The organism is Nonomuraea sp. KM90, from assembly GCF_052246675.1.
Taxonomy (GTDB): Bacteria; Actinomycetota; Actinomycetes; order Streptosporangiales; family Streptosporangiaceae; genus Nonomuraea.
In genome coordinates, this window is sequence record NZ_JBQQCB010000153.1 from 1 (window position 1) to 22469 (window position 22469).

General features: G+C 72.9%; 20 protein-coding genes. 6 read left to right on the forward strand and 14 right to left on the reverse strand.

From position 1 onward, the window contains the following. Positions 1-182: 182 nt before the first annotated feature. Positions 183-401 carry a hypothetical protein gene (locus tag ACTWPW_RS56155; protein ID WP_375108191.1) on the reverse strand — a complete coding sequence of 73 codons (219 nt, stop codon included), beginning with the start codon at positions 399-401 and terminating at the stop codon, positions 183-185. A gap of 104 nt (positions 402-505) precedes the next feature. On the opposite strand from ACTWPW_RS56155, the gene ACTWPW_RS56160 reads away from it, so the two are divergent. Both ACTWPW_RS56160 and ACTWPW_RS56165 read left to right on the forward strand, forming a co-directional pair. After that, the gene (locus ACTWPW_RS56160; protein ID WP_443173854.1) at positions 506-1429 is read left to right on the forward strand and encodes a LysR family transcriptional regulator; all 924 of its coding nucleotides are present in this window, start codon (positions 506-508) and stop codon (positions 1427-1429) included. Positions 1430-1612: 183 nt separating this feature from the next. Continuing rightward, positions 1613-2062 carry an SRPBCC family protein gene (locus tag ACTWPW_RS56165; protein ID WP_443173855.1) on the forward strand — a complete coding sequence of 150 codons (450 nt, stop codon included), beginning with the start codon at positions 1613-1615 and terminating at the stop codon, positions 2060-2062. 3 nt (positions 2063-2065) lie between these two features. On the opposite strand, the gene ACTWPW_RS56170 is transcribed toward ACTWPW_RS56165, so the two are convergent. From ACTWPW_RS56170 to ACTWPW_RS56190, 5 genes are all read right to left on the reverse strand, one after another. Beyond that, complete coding sequence (locus tag ACTWPW_RS56170) at positions 2066-5224, reverse strand: BTAD domain-containing putative transcriptional regulator (protein WP_443173856.1); 3159 nt, start codon at positions 5222-5224, stop codon at positions 2066-2068. Positions 5225-5398: 174 nt separating this feature from the next. Further along, positions 5399-6253 (reverse strand): sulfite exporter TauE/SafE family protein, encoded by an 855-nt coding sequence (locus ACTWPW_RS56175; RefSeq protein ID WP_443173857.1) that lies wholly within the window; start codon positions 6251-6253, stop codon positions 5399-5401. Positions 6254-6289: 36 nt separating this feature from the next. Next, positions 6290-7501 (reverse strand): hypothetical protein, encoded by a 1212-nt coding sequence (locus ACTWPW_RS56180; protein WP_443173858.1) that lies wholly within the window; start codon positions 7499-7501, stop codon positions 6290-6292. A gap of 117 nt (positions 7502-7618) precedes the next feature. Beyond that, positions 7619-7873, reverse strand: a complete 255-nt coding sequence (locus ACTWPW_RS56185) for a hypothetical protein (RefSeq protein WP_443173859.1) — start codon at positions 7871-7873, stop codon at positions 7619-7621. 94 nt (positions 7874-7967) lie between these two features. After that, complete coding sequence (locus ACTWPW_RS56190; protein ID WP_375108199.1) at positions 7968-8123, reverse strand: hypothetical protein; 156 nt, start codon at positions 8121-8123, stop codon at positions 7968-7970. A gap of 39 nt (positions 8124-8162) precedes the next feature. On the opposite strand from ACTWPW_RS56190, the gene ACTWPW_RS56195 reads away from it, so the two are divergent. Then, positions 8163-8534 carry a winged helix-turn-helix transcriptional regulator gene (locus tag ACTWPW_RS56195; protein WP_375108200.1) on the forward strand — a complete coding sequence of 124 codons (372 nt, stop codon included), beginning with the start codon at positions 8163-8165 and terminating at the stop codon, positions 8532-8534. 4 nt (positions 8535-8538) lie between these two features. On the opposite strand, the gene ACTWPW_RS56200 is transcribed toward ACTWPW_RS56195, so the two are convergent. Beyond that, positions 8539-9102, reverse strand: a complete 564-nt coding sequence (locus ACTWPW_RS56200; protein ID WP_375108201.1) for a dihydrofolate reductase family protein — start codon at positions 9100-9102, stop codon at positions 8539-8541. Positions 9103-9229: 127 nt separating this feature from the next. Here ACTWPW_RS56200 and ACTWPW_RS56205 point away from each other — a divergent pair, with 127 nt between their 5' ends. Both ACTWPW_RS56205 and ACTWPW_RS56210 read left to right on the forward strand, forming a co-directional pair. Next, entirely contained in the window at positions 9230-9682 is a 453-nt protein-coding gene (locus ACTWPW_RS56205; protein WP_375108202.1) for a MarR family winged helix-turn-helix transcriptional regulator, read from the forward strand. A 30-nt stretch (positions 9683-9712) separates the two neighbouring features. Next, entirely contained in the window at positions 9713-10942 is a 1230-nt protein-coding gene (locus ACTWPW_RS56210; RefSeq protein WP_443173860.1) for an epoxide hydrolase family protein, read from the forward strand. 37 nt (positions 10943-10979) lie between these two features. On the opposite strand, the gene ACTWPW_RS56215 is transcribed toward ACTWPW_RS56210, so the two are convergent. Next, complete coding sequence (locus ACTWPW_RS56215) at positions 10980-11561, reverse strand: GNAT family N-acetyltransferase (RefSeq protein ID WP_375108204.1); 582 nt, start codon at positions 11559-11561, stop codon at positions 10980-10982. A gap of 78 nt (positions 11562-11639) precedes the next feature. Here ACTWPW_RS56215 and ACTWPW_RS56220 point away from each other — a divergent pair, with 78 nt between their 5' ends. Further along, positions 11640-12404 (forward strand): PIG-L family deacetylase, encoded by a 765-nt coding sequence (locus ACTWPW_RS56220; protein ID WP_375108205.1) that lies wholly within the window; start codon positions 11640-11642, stop codon positions 12402-12404. A gap of 52 nt (positions 12405-12456) precedes the next feature. Here ACTWPW_RS56220 and ACTWPW_RS56225 read toward each other — a convergent pair whose 3' ends face one another. The 6 genes from ACTWPW_RS56225 to ACTWPW_RS56250 all read right to left on the reverse strand — a co-directional run. After that, a complete protein-coding gene (locus ACTWPW_RS56225; RefSeq protein ID WP_443173861.1) occupies positions 12457-14532 on the reverse strand; it encodes a hypothetical protein in 2076 nt (691 codons plus the stop codon). Between the two features lie 3 nt (positions 14533-14535). Then, positions 14536-15390, reverse strand: coding sequence for a carbohydrate ABC transporter permease (locus ACTWPW_RS56230; RefSeq protein WP_443173862.1), 855 nt, complete (start codon positions 15388-15390; stop codon positions 14536-14538). Next, a complete protein-coding gene (locus ACTWPW_RS56235) occupies positions 15387-16340 on the reverse strand; it encodes an ABC transporter permease (RefSeq protein WP_375108208.1) in 954 nt (317 codons plus the stop codon). The genes ACTWPW_RS56230 and ACTWPW_RS56235 overlap by 4 nt, the downstream gene beginning before the upstream one ends. Before the next feature lie 15 nt (positions 16341-16355). Then, complete coding sequence (locus ACTWPW_RS56240) at positions 16356-17954, reverse strand: extracellular solute-binding protein (protein WP_375108209.1); 1599 nt, start codon at positions 17952-17954, stop codon at positions 16356-16358. A 56-nt stretch (positions 17955-18010) separates the two neighbouring features. Then, positions 18011-21298: a glycoside hydrolase family 38 N-terminal domain-containing protein gene (locus ACTWPW_RS56245; RefSeq protein WP_443173863.1), complete on the reverse strand. Its 3288-nt coding sequence runs from the start codon at positions 21296-21298 to the stop codon at positions 18011-18013. Continuing rightward, positions 21295-22469, reverse strand: a 1175-nt coding sequence (locus tag ACTWPW_RS56250; protein ID WP_443173864.1) for an FAD-dependent oxidoreductase, incomplete at its 5' end; no start/stop codon positions are given. The genes ACTWPW_RS56250 and ACTWPW_RS56245, both read right to left, overlap by 4 nt.

Genomic DNA, 22469 nt, shown 5'->3' on the forward strand with positions numbered 1-22469 from the left:
CCTGGCGAGGCATCGCCACCCGCTACGACAAGACCCCTGAGAGCTACATCGCCGGCCTCCACCTTCGTGGCGCGATGATTTGGATCAAAGACCTCACACGACCCACCCCTTGATCACAACCCAATACGCGCCCTAGGCCGTGTTCCGCAAGGCGTCGAGCCGGTTCAGGCGACCGATCGGATTCACTCGCCGGCCGCCCGCGCCCTGGTCAGCCGGGCGCGCACCTGCTGCAGTCGCGGCAGCAGCCCGTAGACGACGATCGGCACCACCAGGGTGGCGACGATCGGCGGCCGCAGGTACGGCGGGACCGCCTCCAGCAGGCCGCCGAGCGCGAACTGCACGACGGTGAGGGTGGGCAGGACGGCGATCCAGACCATCAGTGCCTGGTGGTGACGGGACATGAGCTGTCTCCTTCCAGCGGGCCGGGGTGTGTACGTCCCAGCCTGCCGCCACGCGTCCCATAAGTCCAAGATATGATCCTTAGGCACCACGATAAGGAGGGCTTATGGAGCTTCGCCAGCTGCGGTACACGCTGGCCGTGGCGGAAGAGGGCAGCTTCACCCGTGCGGCGGCCCGCGTCCACGTCGCCCAGCCCGCCATCAGTCAGCAGATCGCCCAGCTCGAACGCGAACTCGGCGAGAAGCTCTTCGACCGGACCGAGCGGCAGGTCCGGCTGACCGCTGCCGGGCAGGCCTTCCTGCCCCACGCCCGTGCCGCCCTCCAGGCGGCCGCCACCGGCCGGGACGCGGTCACCGCGCTGCGGGGCGTGCTGGCGGGGCACCTGACCATGGGCACCGTCCCGGCGCCGCCGGCGACGCTGCTCGACCGGCTCGGCCACTTCCAGCGCCGCCACCCCCGAGTACGCCTCACCGTACGCACCGGCGACCCGGAGCAACTCGTCCAGCAGGTGGTCGCCGGTGACCTCGACACCGCCCTCATCGGCACCGCGGGCCCTCGCCTGCCCGCCGGCCCCACCGGGCAGCGACTGCCTGCGACGCTGGCCGCCCGCGAGTTCGGCCATGAGCCGCTCGTGATCGCCGTCGCCGCCGGGCACCCGCTCGCCGCCAGCGCCGACGCCGCTCTCGCCGACCTGCACGAGCAGCCGCTCGTCACGCTCACTCCTGGTACCGGGCTGCGTGCCGCGCTGGAGCATGCCTGCGCCGAAGCGGGCCTGGCCCCCGACGTACGCGCGGAGACCGACGACCTGGCCCTGCTGGCCGAACTGGTCGAGCACGGGTTCGGCATCGCCCTCATGCCGCGCTCGGCCGCCCGGCGCCTGGGCCCGCGGCTGGTCAGCCTCCCCTTGCGCCACCCCGCCCTGGGCCGCCCTCTGACGCTGATCTGGCGCCGCGACCACATCACCGCGCAGGCCCGGGCGTTCCTCGAAACGGATTCTCCGGCCGGGTACCGCCACGATGGCGGGTCCTGACGTTACCCGGAGCGGCTCTCCTTGGCTCAGGTCCAGGCCGACCAGTTCGGTAGCTGGACGGTGGCGGCGGCCGTCGGCGCCGCCCTGTCCGGCCGCCGGGGAGCGCTTTAGCCCACAAGAAGGGGATCGTAAGCGTGGCCCGGCACCTTGGAGTCATCGAAACCGAGCACGGAAGGCAGAACGATGACCCAGACCGCCGAATACGAGATCACTCGCCTCTTCGACGCCCCCCGCGAGCTGGTCTGGGCCACCTGGACCGAGCCCGAGCGCTTCTCGCGGTGGTTCGGGCCCCGGATGCCGGCCACTCCGGTGGACCGGATCACTCTGGACACCCGGCCCGGCGGGATCTGGCATGTCGCGCTGGTGGGAGACGAGGGATTCGAGGTGACGCTCGGCGGGACGTACCGGGAGGTGGAGGGCCCTGGGCGGCTCGTCTTCACCACCGGCGACCCCGACGATCCCGGCGAGGGGCCGGCGTCCGTGGTGACGATCGACTTCGCGGCGGTGGACGGCGGCGACCGGACGGAGATGCGCTTCCACCAGTACGGCGTCAACACCGACCAGGAGCACGCCGAGCAGGCCAAGGCGGGCTGGATCGAGTTCTTCGACCGCCTGGCCGAGCAGGTGGACTAGAGATCACCTCATCAGCTCGTACGCCTCGTCGAGCTTGTGAGTGGCACCCTGCTCGTAGGCCGCCTTGAACGTCTCCTCCCCGAGCGCGGCGCGCACCACGGCCGCGACGCGCTCGATCTCGCTCAGCTCCGACGGGCTCCCGGGAGTCTGGTTGCGTTCCCTGGCCGCGGCCGCCAGCCCCAGCAGCCTGGCGGCCTGCTCGGTCGGACCCGAGGCGTGGGCTGCGGCCTCCACGGCCCACGCCGCCGTCCTGGGGTCGCCGATCTTCCGGGCGGCGGCCAGCGCCTCCCTGTGCAGGTCCATGGCCGCGGCCGGATCGCCGCGCAGCTCGGTGAGGTGGCCCAGCTCGATGAGTGTGGTCGGCAGGTGCAGGTCCGGCTCGATGTCCGGGTCGCGCGGCACCCCTTCGAGCAGGTGGCGCAGGTGCCTCTCGGCCAGGTCCAGCCGCCCGGCCCGGCGCGCGGAGAAGGCGAGGCCCATTTCGGCCGTGGTCTCACCCTCCTTGTATCCCTGCCCGATGGCCAGCTTCATGGCGCGTTCGCAGAACTCGATGGCACGGTCGTAGTCGGTGGTCTGCATGGCCATCCAGCCCAGCCAGGCGATGCGCTTGGCGACCTCCGGCCACAACCCCAGGTCCTCGGCCATGCGCAGTCCCTCGCCGAACAGCCGGTTGGCTCGCTCGGAGTCGCCCGCCATCTCGGCCAGCCCGCCGAGCCACTCCGTGGCGCGCAGCAGGCCCCAGCGGTCGCCCAGCTCGGTGAACAGCCGCGCGCTCTCCTCGCCGTCGCGCTCCAGCGCCACGACGTCCCGCCGCGTGAACGCGTCCCTGGCCCGCCTGCTGAGCACGACGGCGATGCCCCACCGGTCCCCGACGGCCCTGAATGTCGCCAGCGCCCTGCGCGCCAGGTCCTGCCCGGCCGCCATGTCCCTGATGTGCAGGGCGAGGAACAGCTGGGCCCGGGCCCTCTCACCCGGGTCCTCGATTGCTTCGACCGCCGCCTCCCACTCGACGTCCTCGCCCAGCATGAGCGCGAACCCCGCCTCCCAGGCCGCCGCCCTGGCCCGGCCGGGAGCGGCCTCCCCCTTGATGGCGAGCGCGGTCGCCAGGGACCGCCTGCCCTCGGCCAGCCTGCCGCGCAGGACCCAGTACCAGGCCAGCGCGTTCACCAGCCGCGCCGCGCTCTCGCCGTCCCGGTGGGCGACGGCCGTGTCCAGTGCCGCCCGCATGTTCGCGGCCTCGGCGTCCAGGCGCAGCAGCCAGTCGCGCTGCTCGTGCCCGTACAGTCCCGGTTCCGCCTGTACGGCCAGGGCCAGGTAGTGGCGCAGGTGCGCGAGGCGTACCCGGTCGAGCTCGCCGGCGTCGGACAACCTGGCCACGCAGTACGCCGACACCGATTCGAGCAGCCGGTACCTGACTCCGGCCGGGGCGTCCGCGACGACCACGAGCGAGCGGTCGACCAGGCGTACGAGCAGGTCGAGCACATCGAGACCGGCTTGCGCGCAGACGGATTCCGCGGCCTCCAGCGTGCACCCGTCGGCGTGCACGGCCAGGCGGCGCAGCACCACGCGCTCGTCCTCGGACAGCAGGTCCCAGCTCCAGTCGATCACCGCGGTCAGCGTCTGCTGGCGGGCGGGCGCGCCACGCTGGCCGGAGGCCAGCAGCCGGAACCTGTCGTCCAGCCGGGCCACCACGCCCTGCACGCCGAGCGCCCGCACCCGCGTGGCGGCCAGCTCCAGCGCCAGCGGGATGCCGTCGAGCCGGCGGCAGAGCTGAGCGACGGCCTGCGCGTTGCCCGCGTCGAGCGCGAAGCCACGGGTGGAGGCGGCGGCCCGGATCACGAACAACCTGACAGCGTCGGACCTGGCCATGGTCGCCAGGTCGGCGGCGGTGGGGACGTCGAGCGGCGGCACGCTCCACAACACCTCGCCGGCCACGGCCAGCGGCTCCCTGCTCGTGGCCAGGATGCGCAGGTCAGGGCAGGCCCGCAGGAGCAATTCGGTCAGCTCGGCGACCTGGTCGACCACGTGCTCGCAGTTGTCCAGCACCAGCAGCATCCGCCGGGGCCTGAGCGCGGCGGCCAGCTGACGCGCCGGCGCCCTGTCGGCCTCGTCCCCGGCGCCCGTGGCCTTGGGAGCGGCGTCCTCACGGATGTCCAGGGCCGCCATGACGGCCTCGGCCGGGAAGCGTAACCCCTGGTCCAGCGCGACCAGCCAGGCCCCGTCCGGGAAGCCGTCCACCAGCCGGTTCGCCGCCTCCAGCGCCAGCCGGGTCTTGCCGACCCCGCCGGTGCCGGTGAGCGTCACCAGCCGCTCCTCCCCGACCAGCGCGCACACCTCCGCCACGGCCTCGTCCCGGCCGATCAGCTTGCTGACGGAGGCGGGCAGGTTCGTCACGGGCCGCTCGGCGGGCACGCTCAGCGCCGGGTCCTGCCCGAGGATCGCCTGGTGCAGCGCGACCAGCTCGGGGCCGGGGGCCAGCCCGAGCTCCTTGGCCAGCCGGTCGCGCAGCTCGCCGTACCCCGCCAGGGCCTCGCTCTGGCGTCCGGCGCGGTAGAGGGCCCGCATGTGCACGGCACGCAGCCGCTCCCTGAGCGGATGCCGGGCCACCAGGTCGCCCAGCTCGCCCACCAGCAGCCCGTGCTCGCCCAGCTCCAGCCGCGCTTCGGCGTGCTGCTCCAGCGCCGACAACCGCTGCTCCTCCAGCCGGAGGATCGCCGACCTGGTGTACTCCTGGTCCGCGAAGTCCGCGTACGCCGAGCCCCGCCACAACGCCAGCGCATCGGCCAGGAGCCCCGCCTTGGTCCTGTGGCTGTCGGCGGCCTCGGCCCGCGCCAGCAGCGCGGTGAAGCGGGTGGCGTCGACGGCCCCGCCGTCGGGGCGCAGCAGGTAGCCGGGCGCGCGGGAGACGACCAGGTTCTTCCCGCCGGGTTCGGCGTCCTCCAGCGCCTTGCGCAGTTGTGAGACGCGCGCCTGGAGCGTGCCCACCGGATTGCCCGGCGGCTCGTTCCCCCACAGGTCGTCGACCAGCTGGTCCACGGACACCGGACGGCCCACGTGGACGAGCAGGTCCACGAGGACGGCCCGGACCTTGAGACCGGGGATGGTGACGGCGTCCCCCGCGTCGGTCCACACGGCCAGCGGCCCCAAGACTCCAAAACGCATGCTCGTCACCTTATGTGCGGCCGTAAACGCACGAAAAGAACATTTAACGCCCCCTCCAGCACTGCGGGAGGCGACTGCGTCGATCGACCGGCTCCCCGCTCCGCAGCCGCCCGCACCCTGCCGGCACCGAGATCAGGGCGACCGGCAGGACGGCCTTCCCCAGGGGTGATGCCATCACCCGGCCGTACCGCTCCCGGTGATCTTTCCGCCGGATTCCGGCACGGCCTGGCGGGCCAGCTTGACCGCCGAGACCAGCAGGATGGCGGCCAGGCCCGGGATGAGGACCGCGTCCGGCAGCACGCCCAGCAGCAGGCCGCCCAGCAGCGCCCCCGCGACGGAACCGGCCGCCATGATCGCGGTGAAGCGCAGGTTGGCGCCCAGGACGGCGAAGCTGCGGTCGCGGCTGTAGCGGGCGAAGGCCACCAGCATCGTGGGCAGCGACACCAGCAGCGACAGGCTGCCCGCGACCTTGATCTCCACGGCGTACAGCAGCACGATCGTCGGGATCAGCAGCTCCCCGCCGGCCACGCCCATGATGGCGGCCACCACGCCGATGCCGAACCCGGCCGCGATCCCCGCCACCGCCCGCACCGGGCCGGGCAGCGCCATCGCGCCCAGGACGGTGACGTGGGTGAGGACCAGGGCCGCGGCCATGAGCACCAGCAGCCCGGCCAGCACCCGGTACAGGGTGGCGGTCCGCATCCGCACCGCCCAGGACGCGCCCGCCCACGCCCCCAGCAGGCTCCCGGCCAGCAGGTTCACCGCGACCGTCCAGTGCGCCCCCAGCTCGGCGAGCGGGACGGCCGCCAGCCGGGCGGGCAGCGCGGCGACCACCACGACCAGGCTCATCGCCTTGTTCACGATGACCGCCGCCAGCGCGGCGAACCCGAACAGGCCGATGAGCAGCGGCAGCCGGAACTCCGCGCCGCCCAGGCCGATCATGCCGCCCAGCGTGCCCACGGCCGCCCCCGCGGCGAACACCACCGGCGACGAGCGGAGCCCGCCCGGCTCTCCGCCGGATGCTCCCATCTCGCCTCCCGGGGGCATGACGTGCGCGGTCGACCGTCAGGTGGCCCGGCCGCGCAGGAGCTCGGTCACGGTCGTGGCGCGCAGCAGGTACGGGTCCAGCAGCTCGGCCCGCGCCCTCGGCATGCCGCCGGCCAGGGCGGCGTCGGTGAGCGCGGCCCTGAGCCACCGCACGTCCACGGCCTGCCCGTCGGCCCGCCGGAGCAGCGGCTCCCCGAGGGTCCGGGCCGACGACAGGGCGCGCAGCAGCGGGCGGACCGGCTCCGGCACCGGGAAGGCGACGAGGTCGCCCCGGCCGTCGTGCACGGTCACGATGGCGGGCTCGCCGGCGTTCACCGCCCGCAGGTCCTGCAGGGTCAGGCCGGCCAGGGCGTCGGCGGTGGCGCCGGTGGCCTCCAGCAGCGCCACGGCAGCCGCCTCGGCGGGTCGGCCGTCGGCGGCCAGCCGGGCGATGCCCCGGCGCAGCTGGCGCCGGTCCTCCCGGGTCAGCGTCCGGGACTCGCCGGGCACGGAGTCATGGCGGACGGCGCCGCTGCGCCAGACGTGGGTGTAGAAGGACGACAGCACGGCGCGTTTCCTGGCCACGGTGGCCGGGGCGAGGGGCCTGCCGGGGGTGCGTACGCCGACGGTGAGGGTGCCGGCGAGCGCGCCGGCGCAGTAGGCGTCGAGGTGGGCCCCGGTGACGGCGAGGGGGTCGAGGTCCGGCTCCACCGCGTGCAGCCAGCGCAGGAACGCGGCCAGGACCTGCAGGCGGGTCTGGCGGGTGGCCGGTGACGGCCCGTCCAGCAGCCAGGCGGCGACCGTGCGGCGGGCCCGCGGGGCCAGGGCCTCCACGAGGCCGACGTCGGCGGCGGGCACGTCTCCGCCGTCACCGGGACGATGGCGCGGCCGCAACCCGCCGATCGCCCCGACCCCGGCCGTCTCGGAACCGGCCGCCCCGGAACCGCCGACCTCAAGACCGCCCGCCTCAAGACCGCCCGCGTCGAGACCGCCGATCCCCGGACCGCCCGTCCCCGCTCGGCCCATCTCCGCTGGGCCCGCCTGCGCCGGTCCCGCCGCCTGCGCCGGTCCCGCCGCCGCCTCGCCCGGTCCCGCTGCCGCCTCTGCCGGGCGGGCCACAGCCGGGGCCGGGGCCGCTGTGGCCGGAGTCGCCGCAGCCGGGCGCGGGTCGCCGCCCGGGCCCCCGGGTCCGCCTAAGAACGCGGCCCGCAGGCTCCCGGCCGGTCCGGACGCGTCGTCGATTCGGGGCATGCTCAGCACTCGACCGTACCCACCCTCACAGCGGCAACAGAGGCGTCGGTGGCCGTCGCGCGGGCGTGAGCGCCCGGGCGGCTGGAGCCAGGCAGTCCAATCATGATCTCGATCTTCTCACGGAGCGGCCCCCAGGAACGGCAGCACGCGCGGCAGCACCTCGGCCGTGCCCGCGTACATCAGCGTCGGCACCCCGGAGGCCGCCAGCTCGCCGCCCAGGCCGGGCTCGCGCGAGAACATGTCGTAGTTGGCTCGGTGCGCGGCCGGGTCGCCGGCCTCGATCACGGCAACCTGGTACGGGTGTTCCAGCGCACCACCCTTGACGATCTCGTACACGTCGAAGTCGCCCGGCAGCCCCAGCGCGGCCAGCACGCCCGGCACCCGCGACCGGAAACCGTCCGGTCGAAGCCGCCGGCCACCAGCCGGGTCAGCCGCTCGGGCGCGTGCGCGGCCACCGCGTAGCCGGTCATGGCGCCCAGCGAGTACCCCCAGAAGGCGGCGCGTCGCTCGCCCCCAGCCCGAGCGGGTCGATGGCGATCACCGTGTGGGAGGCGGCCAGGACCTCGGTGTAGCCGAGGTGCGCCCAGTGCCCGCCGTCCTCGAACATCCCGGGCTGCAGCACGACGGGCGGGCCGTCGCCGGAGAAGAAGGAGGCACTTCCTTGTCGCGACGGAACACCGCGGTAACGGACCAGGTCGACGAATGCCCGCTCCCCCAGGTGCTGGCGTTGATCGGCGACAAGTGGTGCATCCAGATCCTGGTCGAGCTGGGCCTGGGGCCGCGCCGGTTCAGCCGGCTCGAGCGGGCGATCGAGGGCATCGGCCGCCGCATGCTGACGCTCAACCTGCGCAACCTCGAACGCAACGGCCTGATCACCCGGACCGTCCGCCCCGACTCGCCGCCGAGCGTCGAATATGCCGTCACGCCGCTGGCCGAGGACATCCGCGAGCCCCTGGAGGCACTGGCGCAGTGGGCCCGCCGCGCCATCCCGTCGCTGGTCGCGGCGAGGCGGGACTACGACAGCCGCAACTGACGGCTCAGGAGCGCTCCGGCTCGTAGTGCAGCGCGGTGATCCCGCACTCGAAGGCGCGGGCGGCGACGAGGCGGAGGCGCTGGTTGGTGTCGAGCTTGGGGAAGACCGGCATCCCGGCGCCGATCGCGGTCGGGTTGACGAACAGGTGCAGCTCGTCGAGCAGGCCCTTGGCGATCAGGTTCGAGACGAAGGTGCCGCCGCCGTAGGCGATCAGGTCGCCGCCGGGCTGGGCCTTGAGCCGGTTCACGATCTCGGTCAGGTCGCCGCCCGCGACGGTGGCGTTCGCCCAGGGCGACTCGGTGAGGGTGTTGGAGACCACGACCTTGGGCGTGTTGTTCATCCAGTCGATGGACTCCTTGGTCTCGTGCTCGGGCTCGGAGGCCCAGGCCGGGATGAAGCCCTCGGCGAGCTTGCGGCCGAGCACGATGCAGTCGACCGGCTCGGTGAGCGCGTCGATGTAGGTGTTGATGTCGTCGCTCCACGGCATCTTCATCCAGTCCATCTCGCCGTTCGGGCCGGCCATGTAGCCGTCGACGGTGGTCTGGACCTGGAGCTTGAACGTACGCATGGGGTTCGTCCTTCCGGTGCTTCAGTGGTGGTGCCCTGATGTGCCTTCAGCTTCGCGGAGATCGCTTACGGATTGTTTACGGCATCCTTCCGGTCAGACATACATCGAACTTTGATATAAATGCGGCGTGACGCCTTCGCCGGACCGCCCTGTGGTCGACCTCGACGGGCTGACCACCGTGATCGAGGACTTCAACGCCTACTTCATCCGGCTGCCCTCGGTCCGGCGGTTCAGCTTCTCGGCTCTGTCCGTGCTGCACACGCTCGACCGCAGGGGCCCGCTGCGCCTGACCGATCTGACGGCGACCGAGCAGCTCAAGCAGCCCGCGCTCACGAGCCTGGTGGCCAACCTCGTGCGGGACGGGCTGGTGTCACGCCGCCCCGATCCCCGCGACGGGCGCGCCGTCCTGCTGGACCTCACCCCGGAGGGCAGGGACGTCGTCCGCTCCCGTCACGCGGACCGGGTGGCCAGGCTGTCCCGCCTGGTGGACCACCTGAGCGACGAGGAGCGCGTGGCACTGGCCGGCTCGGCGCGCGTCCTGGCCCGCCTGACCGAGATCGCCGCCCGCCTCGAAGGCTGACGCGCCCCGAAGACCAGGAGGAGACTTTCCATGCCGACCCGACCGTTCCCCCTCCGTCCGGTGCCGCTGCACGTGCCGGACGAGGTGCTCGACGACCTGCGCCACAGGCTGGCCAGGACCAAGTGGCCGCTGGACGCGGGCAACGACGACGGCTACTACGGGGTGCGCGCCGGCTACCTGCGGGAGCTGGTGGCGTACTGGGCGGACGGGTTCGACTGGCGCGCGGCCGAGCGGGCGATCAACGCCTACGAGCACTACCGCGTGGACGTCGGGGGCGTACCGGTGCACTTCATGCGCAGGCCCGGCGTCGGCCCGGACCCGGTGCCGCTGATCCTCAGCCACGGCTGGCCGTGGACCTTCTGGCACTGGTCGAAGGTCGTCGACCCGCTCGCCGACCCGGCCGCCCACGGCGGCGACCCGGCGGAGGCGTTCGACGTGATCGTGCCGTCGCTGCCGGGGTTCGGGTTCTCGACCCCGCTGCCGCACCACCCGGACATGAACTTCTGGAAGATCGCCGAGGTCTGGCACGAGCTGATGACCGGCGTGCTGGGACACGACCGGTACGCCGCCGCGGGCTGCGACGTCGGCGCGCTGGTCACCGGCCAGCTCGGCCACAAGTACGCCGGCGAGCTGCATGGCATCCACATCGGCTCGGCGCAGAAGCTCACCATGTTCAACGGCGACCGCGCCTGGGACCTCAGCGGCGGGATGCCCATCCCGGAGGGCCTGCCCGCCGACGTGCGCGCCCGGATCCTGGAGCTGGACCGGCGCTTCGCGGCGCACCTGGCGGCGCACGTGCTGGCCCCCTCAACGCTGGGCTACGGGCTGGCCGACTCCCCCACCGGCATGCTGGCCTGGATCCTGGAGCGCTGGGCCCGCTGGTCCGACAATAGCGGGGACCTGGAGAGCGTGTTCACCAAGGACGACCTGCTCACCCACGCGACGATCTTCTGGGCCGGCGACGCGATCGACACCTCGATCCGCACCTACGCCAACAACAACCGCTACCCGTGGACGCCGTCGCACGACCGCCGGCCGGTGGTCGAGGCGCCGACGGGCATCACGTTCGTCGGCTACGAGAACCCGCCGGGCGTGACGACCGGCGAGCAGCGGGTGCGCGGCTTCCTCGACGGCGACCGGGCCGCCTGGTACAACCACGTCAACATCGCCGTGCACGACCGGGGCGGGCACTTCATCCCGTGGGAGATCCCCGGCGAGTGGGTCGGGGACCTGCGCCGCACCTTCCGCGGCCGCCGCTGACCGAGCGGCGCATCGCCGGGCCGGCATGCTCCGGGACCTACCCGGGCTCCGGACCGATCAAGGCGTGCAGGTGCACGTCGTGCCAGCCGTCGGAGTGCAGGTAGGCGCTGCGCCTGGTGCCCTCGAGGGCGAACGCGGCCTTCTCCGCCACCCGGCAGGAGGCCGCGTTGCGGACGGAGTGGTTGAGGAACAGGCGGTGCAGCCCGATGCCGAAGGCCCAGGCGCTCAGCGTGCGGACGCCGGCCGGCGCCGCGCCCCGCCCGCGCGCCGCGGCCCGCATCCAGTACGCCACCTCGGCCTCCCCCTGCTCCAGGTCGATGGTGCGCAGCGCGACCCGGCCGAGCACCTCGCCCTCGTCCGTGACCACCGCCCAGTTCGCGCTGGTCTCCTCGCTCCAGCCGCGGGTGTAGTCGTCGATGAGGTCGCCGGCCTCGGCGACGGACTCCACGGAGCGGCCGTGCCAGTACCGGGTGGCCGGGTCGCTGAACGCGTCGACGATCATGGGGGCGTCCGCCGCGGCCCAGGGCCTCAGCAGCAGGTTCCGCTCCGACGTGAGGACGGGCTGCGGCGCCTTGCCGAACGACCCGCGCGCGACGACCGGCGGCAGGAGCTGGGGCATACGGGTTCCTCCGGGTTCGCATGGGGAGACGGGCCGCTACGATGAACGACCTCGATCATGCCTTACAGGGGGACAACGGTGGACTTCGGGCTCCTGTGTGTACATGCCCACCCGGACGACGAGGCGATCTGGACGGGCGGGACCCTGGCCAGATACGCCGACGAGGGCGCCCGGACCGCGGTGGTGACCTGCACCTGGGCGGAGGGGACGGGGCGGGCCGGAGAGCTGGAGCGCGCCCTCGGCCTCCTCGGCGCCGGCAGCCCGAGACTGCTCGGCTACGCCGACGCCCGCAAGCCCGAGTCCGCCCCCGGCGCCCCGCGCTTCGTGGACGTGCCGCTGGAGGAGACGGTCGGGCGGCTGGTCGGGCACATCAGGGACGTCCGGCCCGACGTCGTGCTCACCTACGACGGCTACGGCAGCTACGGCCACCCCGACCACGTGCACGCCCACCGGGTCACCCTGGCCGCGGTCGAGGCGGCCGGATACGACCAGCTCTACCCCGGAACGGGCGAGCCGTGGCGGCCCCGGGCTGTCTACCTGGCCACGATCCCGCGCTCCGTCGTCGTGTCGCACTGGCAGGCGGTCTTCGGGGCGCCCCCGGACCCGGGCCAGACGCTGCCGGGGGTCCCCGACGACCAGATCGCCGCCCACCTGGACGTCGGGCCGTGGGCGGAGCGCAAGTGGGCGGCCATGCACGCGCACGAGTCGGAGGTCGGGCGCGGGGCCTCGATGACGCTGCTGACCTCGCTGCCCGAGCACGCCCGTGCCCAGATGCTGGCCAACGAGTGGTACCGCCGGGTGGCCTACGCCGGCGGGAGCCGGACCACGACCCTGCGCGGCTGACGGCGCAGCGCGTACCTGGGTACGGGTACGCGCTGCGCCCGGCGCCGTCCGGTCAGGCGATCACCTGGTAGCCGAACTGCACCACCAGCCCGCTGGCGCCGGTGCTGCCGAGCACCCGCAGTTGCAGCCGTCTGGCGACCGACGTGCCGTCCACCACGTACGGCGAGGTGAGCGTCGTGGACTGCAACGTGGTGGTCGCGCCCGTCGCCGTCCCGCCGGCGCTGTCGCCGTCGGCGTCCAGCCGCACCTGGCAGGTGCCCGCGCCCAGTTTCCTGGAGATCCGGACGATGCGCAGCCGCTGGCCGTCGGCGTACAGCAGGTTGGACAGGTCGTGCAGGCCGTCGGTGACGGCGCCGTCGATGCGCGCGGTCAGCCAGCCGTCGATCTGCTGGACGCCTTTGTTGCCGGTGGCGCGGGTCTGCGCGGTCTGCGCGCCGGTCAGGGCGTACGCGCCGGCGTGGTTGCCGTTGAGGTCGTTGCCGGTGATGAGCACGTCGGGCGAGGCGCTGACGATGCCGTAGTCCTGCCGGTTGACGCCGTCGCCGACGAAGCCGCCGATGGCGTTGCCGGTGACGACCACGCGGGTGGCCTCCGCGCGGATGTTGATGCCGGCGCCGTGCCGGTAGACCTGGCCGCTGCCCGTGTACGTGCCGGGTTCGGCGCCCTTGAGGTCGAAGGCCGTCGGGCTGACCACCTGGATCGTCCACGCGCCGTCGAGGCCGGTGATCCCGGTGACGGTGACGCGGTCGTCGCTCTCCCAGCCGTGCGGGGCGGAGGTGGTGACGCGGACGCCGCCCGAGCCGTTCCCGGCCACGGAGCTGATCTGCCGGGCGAAGTCGGGGTGCGCCATCCGGCCGTTGTTGCCGATCAGGCAGCCGGTCACGGTGGTACGGGCGGAGGCGACGTCGATGCCGTTGCGGCCGGCGCCGCGGATGACGCAGCCGGTGAAGGTGACCCCGCCGACGAACTTGGGGCCGACCCGGACGTTGTCGAGCTCGCCGTCGGCGGAGATGTAGGTGTTGGCGAACTGGGCCTGCGCCCCCGCCTCCAGCAGGACGGGCACGCCGTAGCCGTTCTCGAAGCCGCCGCCCTCGAAGTAGACGAACTTCGGCAGCGCCGTGCTGCCGGTGGTGTTGCGCATCCACAGCCCGTGCCGCCCGAACAGGATGGCGGTCGCGATGAACTTGATCGATCCGCCGAGCCCGTCGATGACCACGTTGTCGGTGACCTTGTTGCCGCTGCCGGCGGCGATGCCGCACTGCACGAACTCGACCGGGTCGGCGCGCTGGTCGTCGGCGACGCCGTTGAGCAGGATGACCTGGTCGCCGGTGAAGGTGTTCCAGACGCAGTTCTGGAACCTGACCGTGTTGCAGGCCCGCAGCACGAGCCCGTTGTGGCCGTCGCGGAAGCGGGCGTTGGTGAAGGCCAGCATGTAGTTGCCGTCCTCCTTGGCCGCTCCGGCCCGCTCGGTGCGGATCATCGCGCCGCCGCTCAGCCCGAGGCCGCGGATCTGCAGGTTGCGGAAGCCGCCGCCGTGCACGCCGGTCAGCACGAACCCGTCGGCGGCACCGGTGTCGAGCAGGATCTGGGTGCCGTGGTCCAGGCTGTCGGTGTGGCCGGCGCCGTCGAAGGTGATGGGCACGCGCTTGACCGAGATCGTCTTCTTGACGAGCACCTTGCCGGGGCCGATCTCGATGGTGCCGCCGGTGGGCAGGGCGTCGACGGCGCTCTGCAGGCGCTGGGTGTCGTCGTCGGTGCCGGTGCCGCGCCAGCCGTACCAGGCCAGGTCCACGGTGGCGGCGACGGGCCGCTTCCACCGGCCGGTGGCCACGCCCGCGACGGCGAAGACGGTGCCGCCGTCGTCGGGCGCGGTGCTCGTCTCGTCCCAGTACAGGTCGCCGCCGCCGCGGCCCGGCGTGGCCGTCACGCCGGGCCCGGCCTGGTGGTAGCCCAGCAGGTAGATCTGCTCCCCCGGCTGGCCGGGGGTGGTGCGCAGGTCGGTGACGCCGGCGATCTGCCGGACGTCGCGCTTGGCGGCCTGCGCGGGGGTGGCGCTGAGCGCCATGGCGGCCGCGCCGCCCGCGCCTAACACCGACAGAATCCGACGGCGGTCCTCGTTGATCTTCATGTGTCAGCCTTTCACCGCGCCGATGAGGATGCCCTTGGCAAAGTGCTTCTGGAGGAACGGGTAGACGATCGCGATGGGGACCAGGCTCAGCACCAGGATCGCCATCTGCATGGACTGGGGAGGGGGCAGGAAGCCGCCCGACAGGTCCGCCGCGTCGACGCCGAGCGCGCTGTTGTCGACCACGTACGTGCGCAGGACCAGCTGCAACGGCCATTTCTCGGTGTCGTTGAGGTAGAGCATGGCGTTGAAGAACGCGTTCCAGTACGCCACCGCGCTGAACAGCCCGACGACGGCGATGACCGCCTTCGACAGCGGCAGCACGACCCGCAGCAGGATGCGCAGCTCACTGGCACCGTCGATGCGGGCGGCGTCGATCAGCTCGCCCGGGATCTCCTGGAAGAAGGCCCGCATGATGATGATCTGGAACCCGCTGGCCAGCCCCGGAAGGATGAGCGACCAGTAGGAGTCCAGCAGCCCGAGCTGCTTGATCGTCAGGTACATCGGGATCATGCCGGGCGCGAACAGCAGGGTGAACAGCACGGCCAGCAGGATCGGCCGGTGCAGCAGCGAGCCCGGCCGGCTCAGCGAGTACGCCAGCAGCGTGATGCACGTCAGCGACAGCAGCGTCCCGACGACCGTGACGCCGACGGACACCACCAGCGCCCGGGTGACGACCCCGCCGGCCAGGATGGCCCGGTAGGCGTCGAGGTTGGGCCGGTCCGGCCACAGGACATAGCCGCCGGTGGCGGTGACCTGCGCCTGGTCGGCCAGGCTGGTGGAGAGGACCGCGAGGAACGGCAGGATCACCAGGGCGCAGCAGGCGGCCACGACCACGCCCTTGACGGTACGAATGATCATTTGGAGTACAGCCCCCTCTCGCCCAGCAGGTGCGCGACCTTGTTGGCGCCGAGCACGAGCACCAGCCCGACCAGCCCCTTGACCAGGCCGACCGCGGCGGCCACGCCCCAGTTGCCGCCGACCACGCCGTAGGTGTAGACGTAGGTGTCCAGCACCTCCGACACCTCGGTGCCGACCATGGCCTGCTGCAGGATGATCTGCTCGAACCCGACGGTGAGCACGTCGCCGAGCTTGAGGATGAGCATCAGCACGATCACGCCGCGGATGCCGGGCAGCGTCACGTGCCAGAGCTGGCGGGTCCTGGAGGCGCCGTCCATGGCGCTGGCCTCGTACAGCTCGGGGTCGACGCGGGAGAGCGCGGCCAGGAAGATGATCGTGCCCCAGCCGGCGTCCTTCCAGATCACCTGCGAGGTGATCAGGGCCAGGAACAGGTCGGGATTGCCCAGGAGCGGCAGCGTCGCCAGGTCGTGCGAGCGCAGGAACGCGTTCAGCAGGCCCGCGTTGCCCAGCATGTGCTGGAAGATCGCGACGACGACCACCCACGACATGAAGTGCGGCAGGTAGAGGATCGACTGGGCCAGCCGCTTGACCCGCGCACCGGCCAGCGAGTTGAGCAGCAACGCCAGCGCGATCGGCACGGGGAAGACGAAGATGATCTGCACCAGCGAGATGAGCAGCGTGTTGACCAGCGCGTTGAGGAACGCCGGGTCACCGTTGAAGATCACCCGGAAGTTCTCGAAGCCGACCCACGGCGCCTCCCAGATGCCCAGGAAGGGCTGGTAGTCCTTGAAGGCGATCACGTTGCCGAGCATCGGCACGTAGTGGAACAGCAGGATCACGAGCAGGCCCGGCACGCCGAGCAGGAGCAGCAGCCCGTCCCTGCGCAGCCGGGAGGCCTTCGGGGTCGCGCGCCGCGGCGGGGCGGCCGGGCGGGCCGGTGGGGATTTCACGTCCAGCGCCATCGCTCAGTCGCCCTTGGCCAGCGCGGTCTCGTAGTCGCGGCGGATCTGGTCGCCGCCCTGGCTGCGCCACTGCTTGACGACCTCGTCCCAGTGGCTGACGGGCTTGCGGCCGAAGACGATGTCGAGCTCGGCCTGATCGATGATCTTGATGAGGGTGCCGCCCTTGTTGACGGCGGTCTCGGAATAGAGGGCGGCGGCCGGGTTGCGGACGATGCCGGGCACGACGCGCTCCTGGTAGGCGCGCTGGGCGTCCACCCGTTCGCGGGGGCGGGGGCCGAGCACGTGGGGGGCGTCGGCGACGTACTCGAGGGGCAGCTTGACCTCGGCCTTGCCGAGGCTCGTCGGCTCCGGCGCGCCGTCCTTCATCGTGTAGTGGGTGCCCTCGACGCCGAACTTGCGGAACATGTACTCGCTCGTGCCGAGCGGCGCGCTCAGCCAGTCGCAGATGCGCAGCAGCTTGGCGAGGCGGCCGGGGTCGGCCTTCTTGAACGCGGTGATGGCGAAGTTCGCCTGCCCCGCGCGGGCGGGGCCCGGGGAGACCACCGCGCCGACGTCCACCTTGTAGGTGTCGGCGAGGATGTCCCAGGCGGCGTAGCCGTCGGAGTTGAGGGCGATGGTGCCGTTGCCGAACAGGTCGCGCAGGTTGAGCTTGGCGCCGATGGCGTCGGGGTGGAACAGGCCCGCCTTGACCATCTCGGCGGTCTTGGCGATGGCCTCCTTGCGGCCCTCGACCTCGTGCTCGGAGGTGAACCTGCCGCCCTCCTCCCGCCACGTGTTGGGCACGCCGAGCATGGTGCCGACGTACATGATGACGCCCTTGGCGCTGCCGAAGGCCCACCGGTTCTTCGCCGGGTCGGTCAGGCCCTTGGCCAGGGCGAGGAAGTCGTCGTAGCTCTTGGGCTCGCCGCTCAGGCCGCGCTCGGCGATGAGGTCGGAGCGGGCGAACATGATCGTGCCGACGATGGCGCGCGGGATCGGGATGGCGTAGACGCCGCCCTGGTAGGCGGTGGTCAGCCAGGAGTCACGCGGGATGTTGGCCAGGAACGGGTAGGTCTTGACGGCGTCGCCGGAGACCAGATCACTGAGGTCGGCGCACAGGCGGGTGAGGATCTGCGAGCGGTTGGCCAGGCTGGCCGACAGCATGAGGATGTCGGGCAGGTCGCCGCTGGCGACGACGGTGGACAGCTTGCTCACGTAGTCGACGGCGGGCGCCATCGTGATGTTCAGCGTGGCGCCGAGCCGGGTGTTCAGCTCCTGCCAGAACCGGTTGGCGTCCGGGCCGGGTGGCACCGGGTTGAACATGTTGGTCAGCACGCTGACCTCGCCCAGCCCCTCCCCCGGCTTGTCGGTGAAGGCGGTGACGGGCTGGGCGGGGTAGGTGTAGTAGGCGGCCAGCACGCCGTCGGCGGTGGCCGGCAGGTCGGGTTTGACAACGCCGGACGGGACGTAGGCGGGGAAGACCGCCTTGCGCGTCGCGCCCTGCGGGCTCGCCTGGGGTGACGGCGAGCCGCACGCTGTCAGCAGGCCGCCCGAGGCGGCCAGCAGAGCGGTGCTCCCGGTGAGCTGGAGGAACTGGCGCCTGCTGTGACGCGCGTCAGACATGGCCTTTCCTTTCGTCGGGGGGTTGTCGGAAAGTCGTCGGGAAGGTCCGTCGGGGCCTATCGGAGTTTCAGGGTGATCACGTGCCAGGGGTCCAGCCGGACGGTGCCGCCGAGCTCGGGCGGCTCGCCGAGCTCCGTCTCGTCGGCCCGGCACCGCACGATCCGGCCGGGGTGGCGCAGCCGCACCTCGCCGCCGTGACCCGACAGGTCCTGGAGGCGGACGAGCAGTCCCGTACGGTCGCGCGGCTCGGCCACGGTCGCGGCGACCCAGCCGGGCAGGCCGAGGTCGAGCAGGCTCCCGGCGGGCGCGGCGAGCGGGCGCGGCCCGGTGTCGAACTTGTCGAGCCTGCTCACCTCCGACACCATGGGCGCCGCCCGGACCTCACGGCCCAGCCGCCCGGCCGCCACCGGATCGAACGCGGGCAGCGGGCGGAAGGCGTAGCGCAGGGTCAGCGTGCCGTCCTGCTCGGGCGGGGTGTTGGTGGGCCAGTAGTTGTTCATGACCCACGAGTGGACGGTGCCGCTCGGGGGGGCGAAGCGCTCGGGCCAGGCGCCGCGCACGATGTCCCCGGCGGTGAACAGCGGGGCGTCGGCCGAGGTCCACGCCACGGCGCCGGCCGGCGAGGCGACGACGACGCCGTGCTGGGTGGTGAACCACTCCTGGCAGGCGCCGGGGGCGTGGTCGGCGGCGGGGTCGATCCAGCCCTGCTGGCGGTCGTAGTGGAAGCGGGGGCGTTCGGCCGCGAAGGGGAAGGTCACGTACACCGCCTCCTTGGCCGGCTCGCGCTCCTTCTCCAGGCGCACCAGCACGTCCACGCGGTCGTCGGCGTCCCTGAGCAGGACGTCCACCTCGATGTGCGGCAGGCTCGGCGCGCTGCCCACCGCCCGCAGCCGCCAGCCGTCGTACGTGCGGCGCAGCCCGACCGGCCGCATGGCCGCCGGGAAGACGTCCAGCTCCGGCGGGTCGGCGTGCGGGCGGCGGCCGTTCAGCGAGGTGCGGGGCGCGGGCGGGTGGTGGTGCGGCTCACCGCTGTGCCCGGTCGCGATGCGGGTGGACGGGCCGTTGCGGACGTACAGCACCTGGCCGAGGGGCCCGTCGAGCAACCGCCGGCCGGTGGGCCGGTGGGTGAGCCCGAGCACGGCACCGGTCGCGGGGTCGAGCTCGGCCTCCCACAGATCGGTGACCAGCCGGGGCGGCACCTCCTGCCAGCCCTCGTCGTGATCGCCCGAGGAGGCACCGCGGCCGTCCTCCTCCCCCGGTGCGAGCTCGGCCGGGTCGGGGAGCGGGATCGTGCGGTAGCCGAAGGCGGGCACCGCGGCGACGGTCATCCGGTAGCGGCGCAGCCCGGCGCAGTCGGACAGGACCTCGGCGGGCAGCGGCGGCGGCGCGGTGGACTCGTACTCGACCTCCACGTCCCTGGCCCAGCTCAGCGGGTTGTGCACGAGCAGCGTCGGACCCTGGGTGGTGACCAGCTCGCCGAGCTGGCTCAGCGCCCGGCGGCCCTCGTCCACGGCGGTGCGCAGGGCGGTGTGGACCTGGTGGCGCTTCCAGTCGAGCTGGTCGCCGACCTGCTCGCCGTGCGGGTGGGCCAGGGCGTGCGACCAGCTCCAGGTGTGCTCGGCGCCGAACAGCGCGCCCTCCCAGGCGGCGTCGAGCGCCTGCCGGTTGGGCCGGTAGGCCGGCTCCGCCCGCGCCACCAGGGCGGCCAGCCCTTCGGTGGCGGGCAGCGCGCTCTGGGCCCGCCGGTGCTCGGCCACCACCGTGGCGCCGGTGCCGACGCCGTCCTCCCAGTAGCTGCCACCGTCGCCGCGCCACACCGGCAGCCGGTCGGCCAGCGGCCGGACCGCGTCCAGGTAGCCGGTCATGGTGGAGACGACGATGCGGGGGTGGGCGTACACGGCGTTCCACCGGGCGGCGAAGCCGGCGTCGCCGTCGGCGAGGTCCTCGTTGTCGGCGTGGGTGCCGATGACGGCCAGATCATGGGGCAGGTAGTCGGGCCGTTCGTAGCGGGCCAGCAGGCGGCACAGCGCGTGGGCGCCGCCTTCGACCGTCTGCGGGTCGCCCACCATGAACCGCAGCTGGGAGTAGGTGTCGGAGAAGTGGGTGAGCACGCGCGAGCCGTCGACGCCCTCCCACATGACCGGGCTCAGCAGGTGCTGCAGGTCGCTGTCGGCGTTGCCGCCGCGGTGGTGGTTCTCGATGCCGACGAAGCCGTCGATGCCGAGCGCGGCCAGGACGGACGGCACGGCGGCGCTGTAGGAGGGCACGTCGGTGAGGTTGGCGTACGTGACGGGCACGCCGTGCTCGTCACGCAACCGCGCCGCCAGGTAGGCCGCCCGGTAGATCTCCTCCAGCGAGGCCACCCCCGACAGGAAGAGGCTGTGGAAGGCGTTGACCGCGATACGGCCGTCCCGCAGCGCCTGGAGCACGCGACCGGCGCTCTTCTCCGAGCGGGTGGCCAGGTACTGGGCCAGGACCAGTGAGCCGTCCACGGAGAAGGCGAAGCCGGGGTCGCGGTCCAGCGCCGCCAGGGCCCGGTCGAGGTTGCGGCTGTGCAGTTCCAGCACCTTGCCCTGGCTGTCGGTGTAGCCGACGTCGAGGTGCACGTGCGGGATGAGGTGCAGCGTCCACCTGCGGGCCGGGGTGAGGGTGAACGTCACGGGTTCGCCGCCGTCCACCGACACCTCGGCCGGGCCACGGGCCTCCGGGACGGGGAAGCGTACGCGGGCCTGGCCGAAGTCGCGTCCGGGCAGGTCGAAGACGTACGTGCGGCCGGCGAGCCGGACCTCCGCCCGGCGGGCGGGCAGGGGCGCGGTGAGCTCGACCAGCTCGTGCCCGTCGTGCAGGTAGAGCGGCGTGACCCGCAGCGTGGGGGCGGGCGGCGGCCCGGTCGCGGGCGACAGCGTGATCGAGCGCCAGGTGATGCCGCTGCCGAAATGGTGCCCGAACTGCTCGCGGTGCCGGTGCGGTTGCCCGTCGGGGATCGTGACCGGGCCGGTCGCGGCCTCGGGATCCAGGGTCGTGGTGATCGCCAGGACGTGCTCGCCCAGCGGCAGCATCGAGCCGGGGATCGGCACCTCCGCCAGCACCTCGCCCGCGATGGGGCCGTGCCGGTACACCTCGGCACGGTCCTCGCGCCGCACCTCGGGGTGGATGAGCCCGCGGTGCTCGCCGTCGATCTCGATCTCCAGGTCGGGGCAGGGCCCGTGCCCGGCCGTGAACGCCAGCCGCAGCACCCACCGGTCACGGGTCTCGCCCACGTGCAGCGGCACCTCGATCCGGTGCGGTCGCCACCCCGCGGCGGCGTCGAGGGGGCCGGGCTGGAAGGGCGGGTCGGGGATCATGTCCGGAGTTCCAGCTCGGGCAGGGAGAGCACGCTGCCGTGCTCCTCGAGGGCGGCGGCCAGGTCGGGGTAGCGGTAGTCCTGCACGGCCTGCCCGGTCCGCAGGGACTGGGCGGCCAGCTCGCCCGCGGCCTCGCCGAGCATGCCGTAGTTCGGCTCCATGCGGGCCGACAGGCAGGCGACGTGGCTGACGGAGAAGCAGACGGGGACGGCCACGTTCTCGATGCCGCCGCGGGCGGGGAACAGGCACTCGGCGGGGATCTGGTAGAGGTCGGCCGGCTCGTTGTACTCGGTGCCGCTGGGCGGGCCCTCCCCCGCGATCGTGTCCTGACCCTCCGGGTAGAGCTGGACGATGTGGCAGTCGATGCCGTACTTCCAGCAGCACACCGGGGTCGCCTTCGTGTTGCCGGGGATGCGCAGGTCGTGCTGGGTGAGGACGTACTGGCCGATCATGCGGCGGCCCTCGCGTACGTAGAGGGCGTGCGGGAAGCCGGCGCCGTACGGGCTGTCGGTGAACTCGTCGGCCGGCAGCCCGAACGTGCGCGTGTCGGCGCGGAACGACTCCGGCAGCGACGGGTCGTGGCTCAGCCAGTAGAGCATGCCCTGGTGCCAGCGCACGTGCTCGGCGATGACCTCCTCGCGCCGCGCCCAGGTGCCGTCCGGGTAGTCCCACGACGCGCCCGGCAGGTCGAAGCCGATGAACAACGCCTGGTTGGTCTGGTACTTGTCGCCGGGCGGCAGCAGGGCGGTGTGCGTGACGATGTCCGACAGGCCCGCCAGGCCGCGCCGCCGGACGAGCTGGCCGAGCAGGCTGTACAGGCGCGGGTCGTACCCGTCCGGCTCGGTGAAGGGCAGCCGGTCGGGCGCCTTGGACAGCACGCCGCGGAAGTTGTACGCCTGCGTCTTCGCGTCGCCCTCGCCCGGCGGCTCGGCCGGGGGCGGGCCCACCGGGTAGCCGCTGTTGGGCGAGAACTCGCTGCGGCGCAGCGCCCGGTGCGGGAGCACGCCGGCGAACGGCTCGTCGTAGCGGGAGCGCGGCTCGCGCCCGTAGGTGTACGGCACCCCGGCGGCGGCCATCAGGTCGCCCTCGTAGGAGGCGTCGATGAAGAACCGGGCCCGCCGGCCCAGCACGGCCACGATCCGGCGGCCCCGCGTCTCGACGTCCGCCGGGC

Coding starts and splice junctions, on each gene's coding strand:
- ACTWPW_RS56210 (WP_443173860.1), top strand. CDS start 9,713: ATGCCGACCCGACCGTTCCCCCTCCGTCCGGTGCCGCTGCACGTGCCG.
- ACTWPW_RS56200 (WP_375108201.1), bottom strand. CDS start 9,102: ATGCGTACGTTCAAGCTCCAGGTCCAGACCACCGTCGACGGCTACATG.
- ACTWPW_RS56170 (WP_443173856.1), bottom strand. CDS start 5,224: ATGCGTTTTGGAGTCTTGGGGCCGCTGGCCGTGTGGACCGACGCGGGG.
- ACTWPW_RS56245 (WP_443173863.1), bottom strand. CDS start 21,298: ATGATCCCCGACCCGCCCTTCCAGCCCGGCCCCCTCGACGCCGCCGCG.
- ACTWPW_RS56240 (WP_375108209.1), bottom strand. CDS start 17,954: ATGTCTGACGCGCGTCACAGCAGGCGCCAGTTCCTCCAGCTCACCGGG.
- ACTWPW_RS56160 (WP_443173854.1), top strand. CDS start 506: ATGGAGCTTCGCCAGCTGCGGTACACGCTGGCCGTGGCGGAAGAGGGC.
- ACTWPW_RS56180 (WP_443173858.1), bottom strand. CDS start 7,501: ATGCCCCGAATCGACGACGCGTCCGGACCGGCCGGGAGCCTGCGGGCC.
- ACTWPW_RS56215 (WP_375108204.1), bottom strand. CDS start 11,561: ATGCCCCAGCTCCTGCCGCCGGTCGTCGCGCGCGGGTCGTTCGGCAAG.
- ACTWPW_RS56155 (WP_375108191.1), bottom strand. CDS start 401: ATGTCCCGTCACCACCAGGCACTGATGGTCTGGATCGCCGTCCTGCCC.
- ACTWPW_RS56225 (WP_443173861.1), bottom strand. CDS start 14,532: ATGAAGATCAACGAGGACCGCCGTCGGATTCTGTCGGTGTTAGGCGCG.
- ACTWPW_RS56175 (WP_443173857.1), bottom strand. CDS start 6,253: ATGGGAGCATCCGGCGGAGAGCCGGGCGGGCTCCGCTCGTCGCCGGTG.
- ACTWPW_RS56165 (WP_443173855.1), top strand. CDS start 1,613: ATGACCCAGACCGCCGAATACGAGATCACTCGCCTCTTCGACGCCCCC.
- ACTWPW_RS56230 (WP_443173862.1), bottom strand. CDS start 15,390: ATGATCATTCGTACCGTCAAGGGCGTGGTCGTGGCCGCCTGCTGCGCC.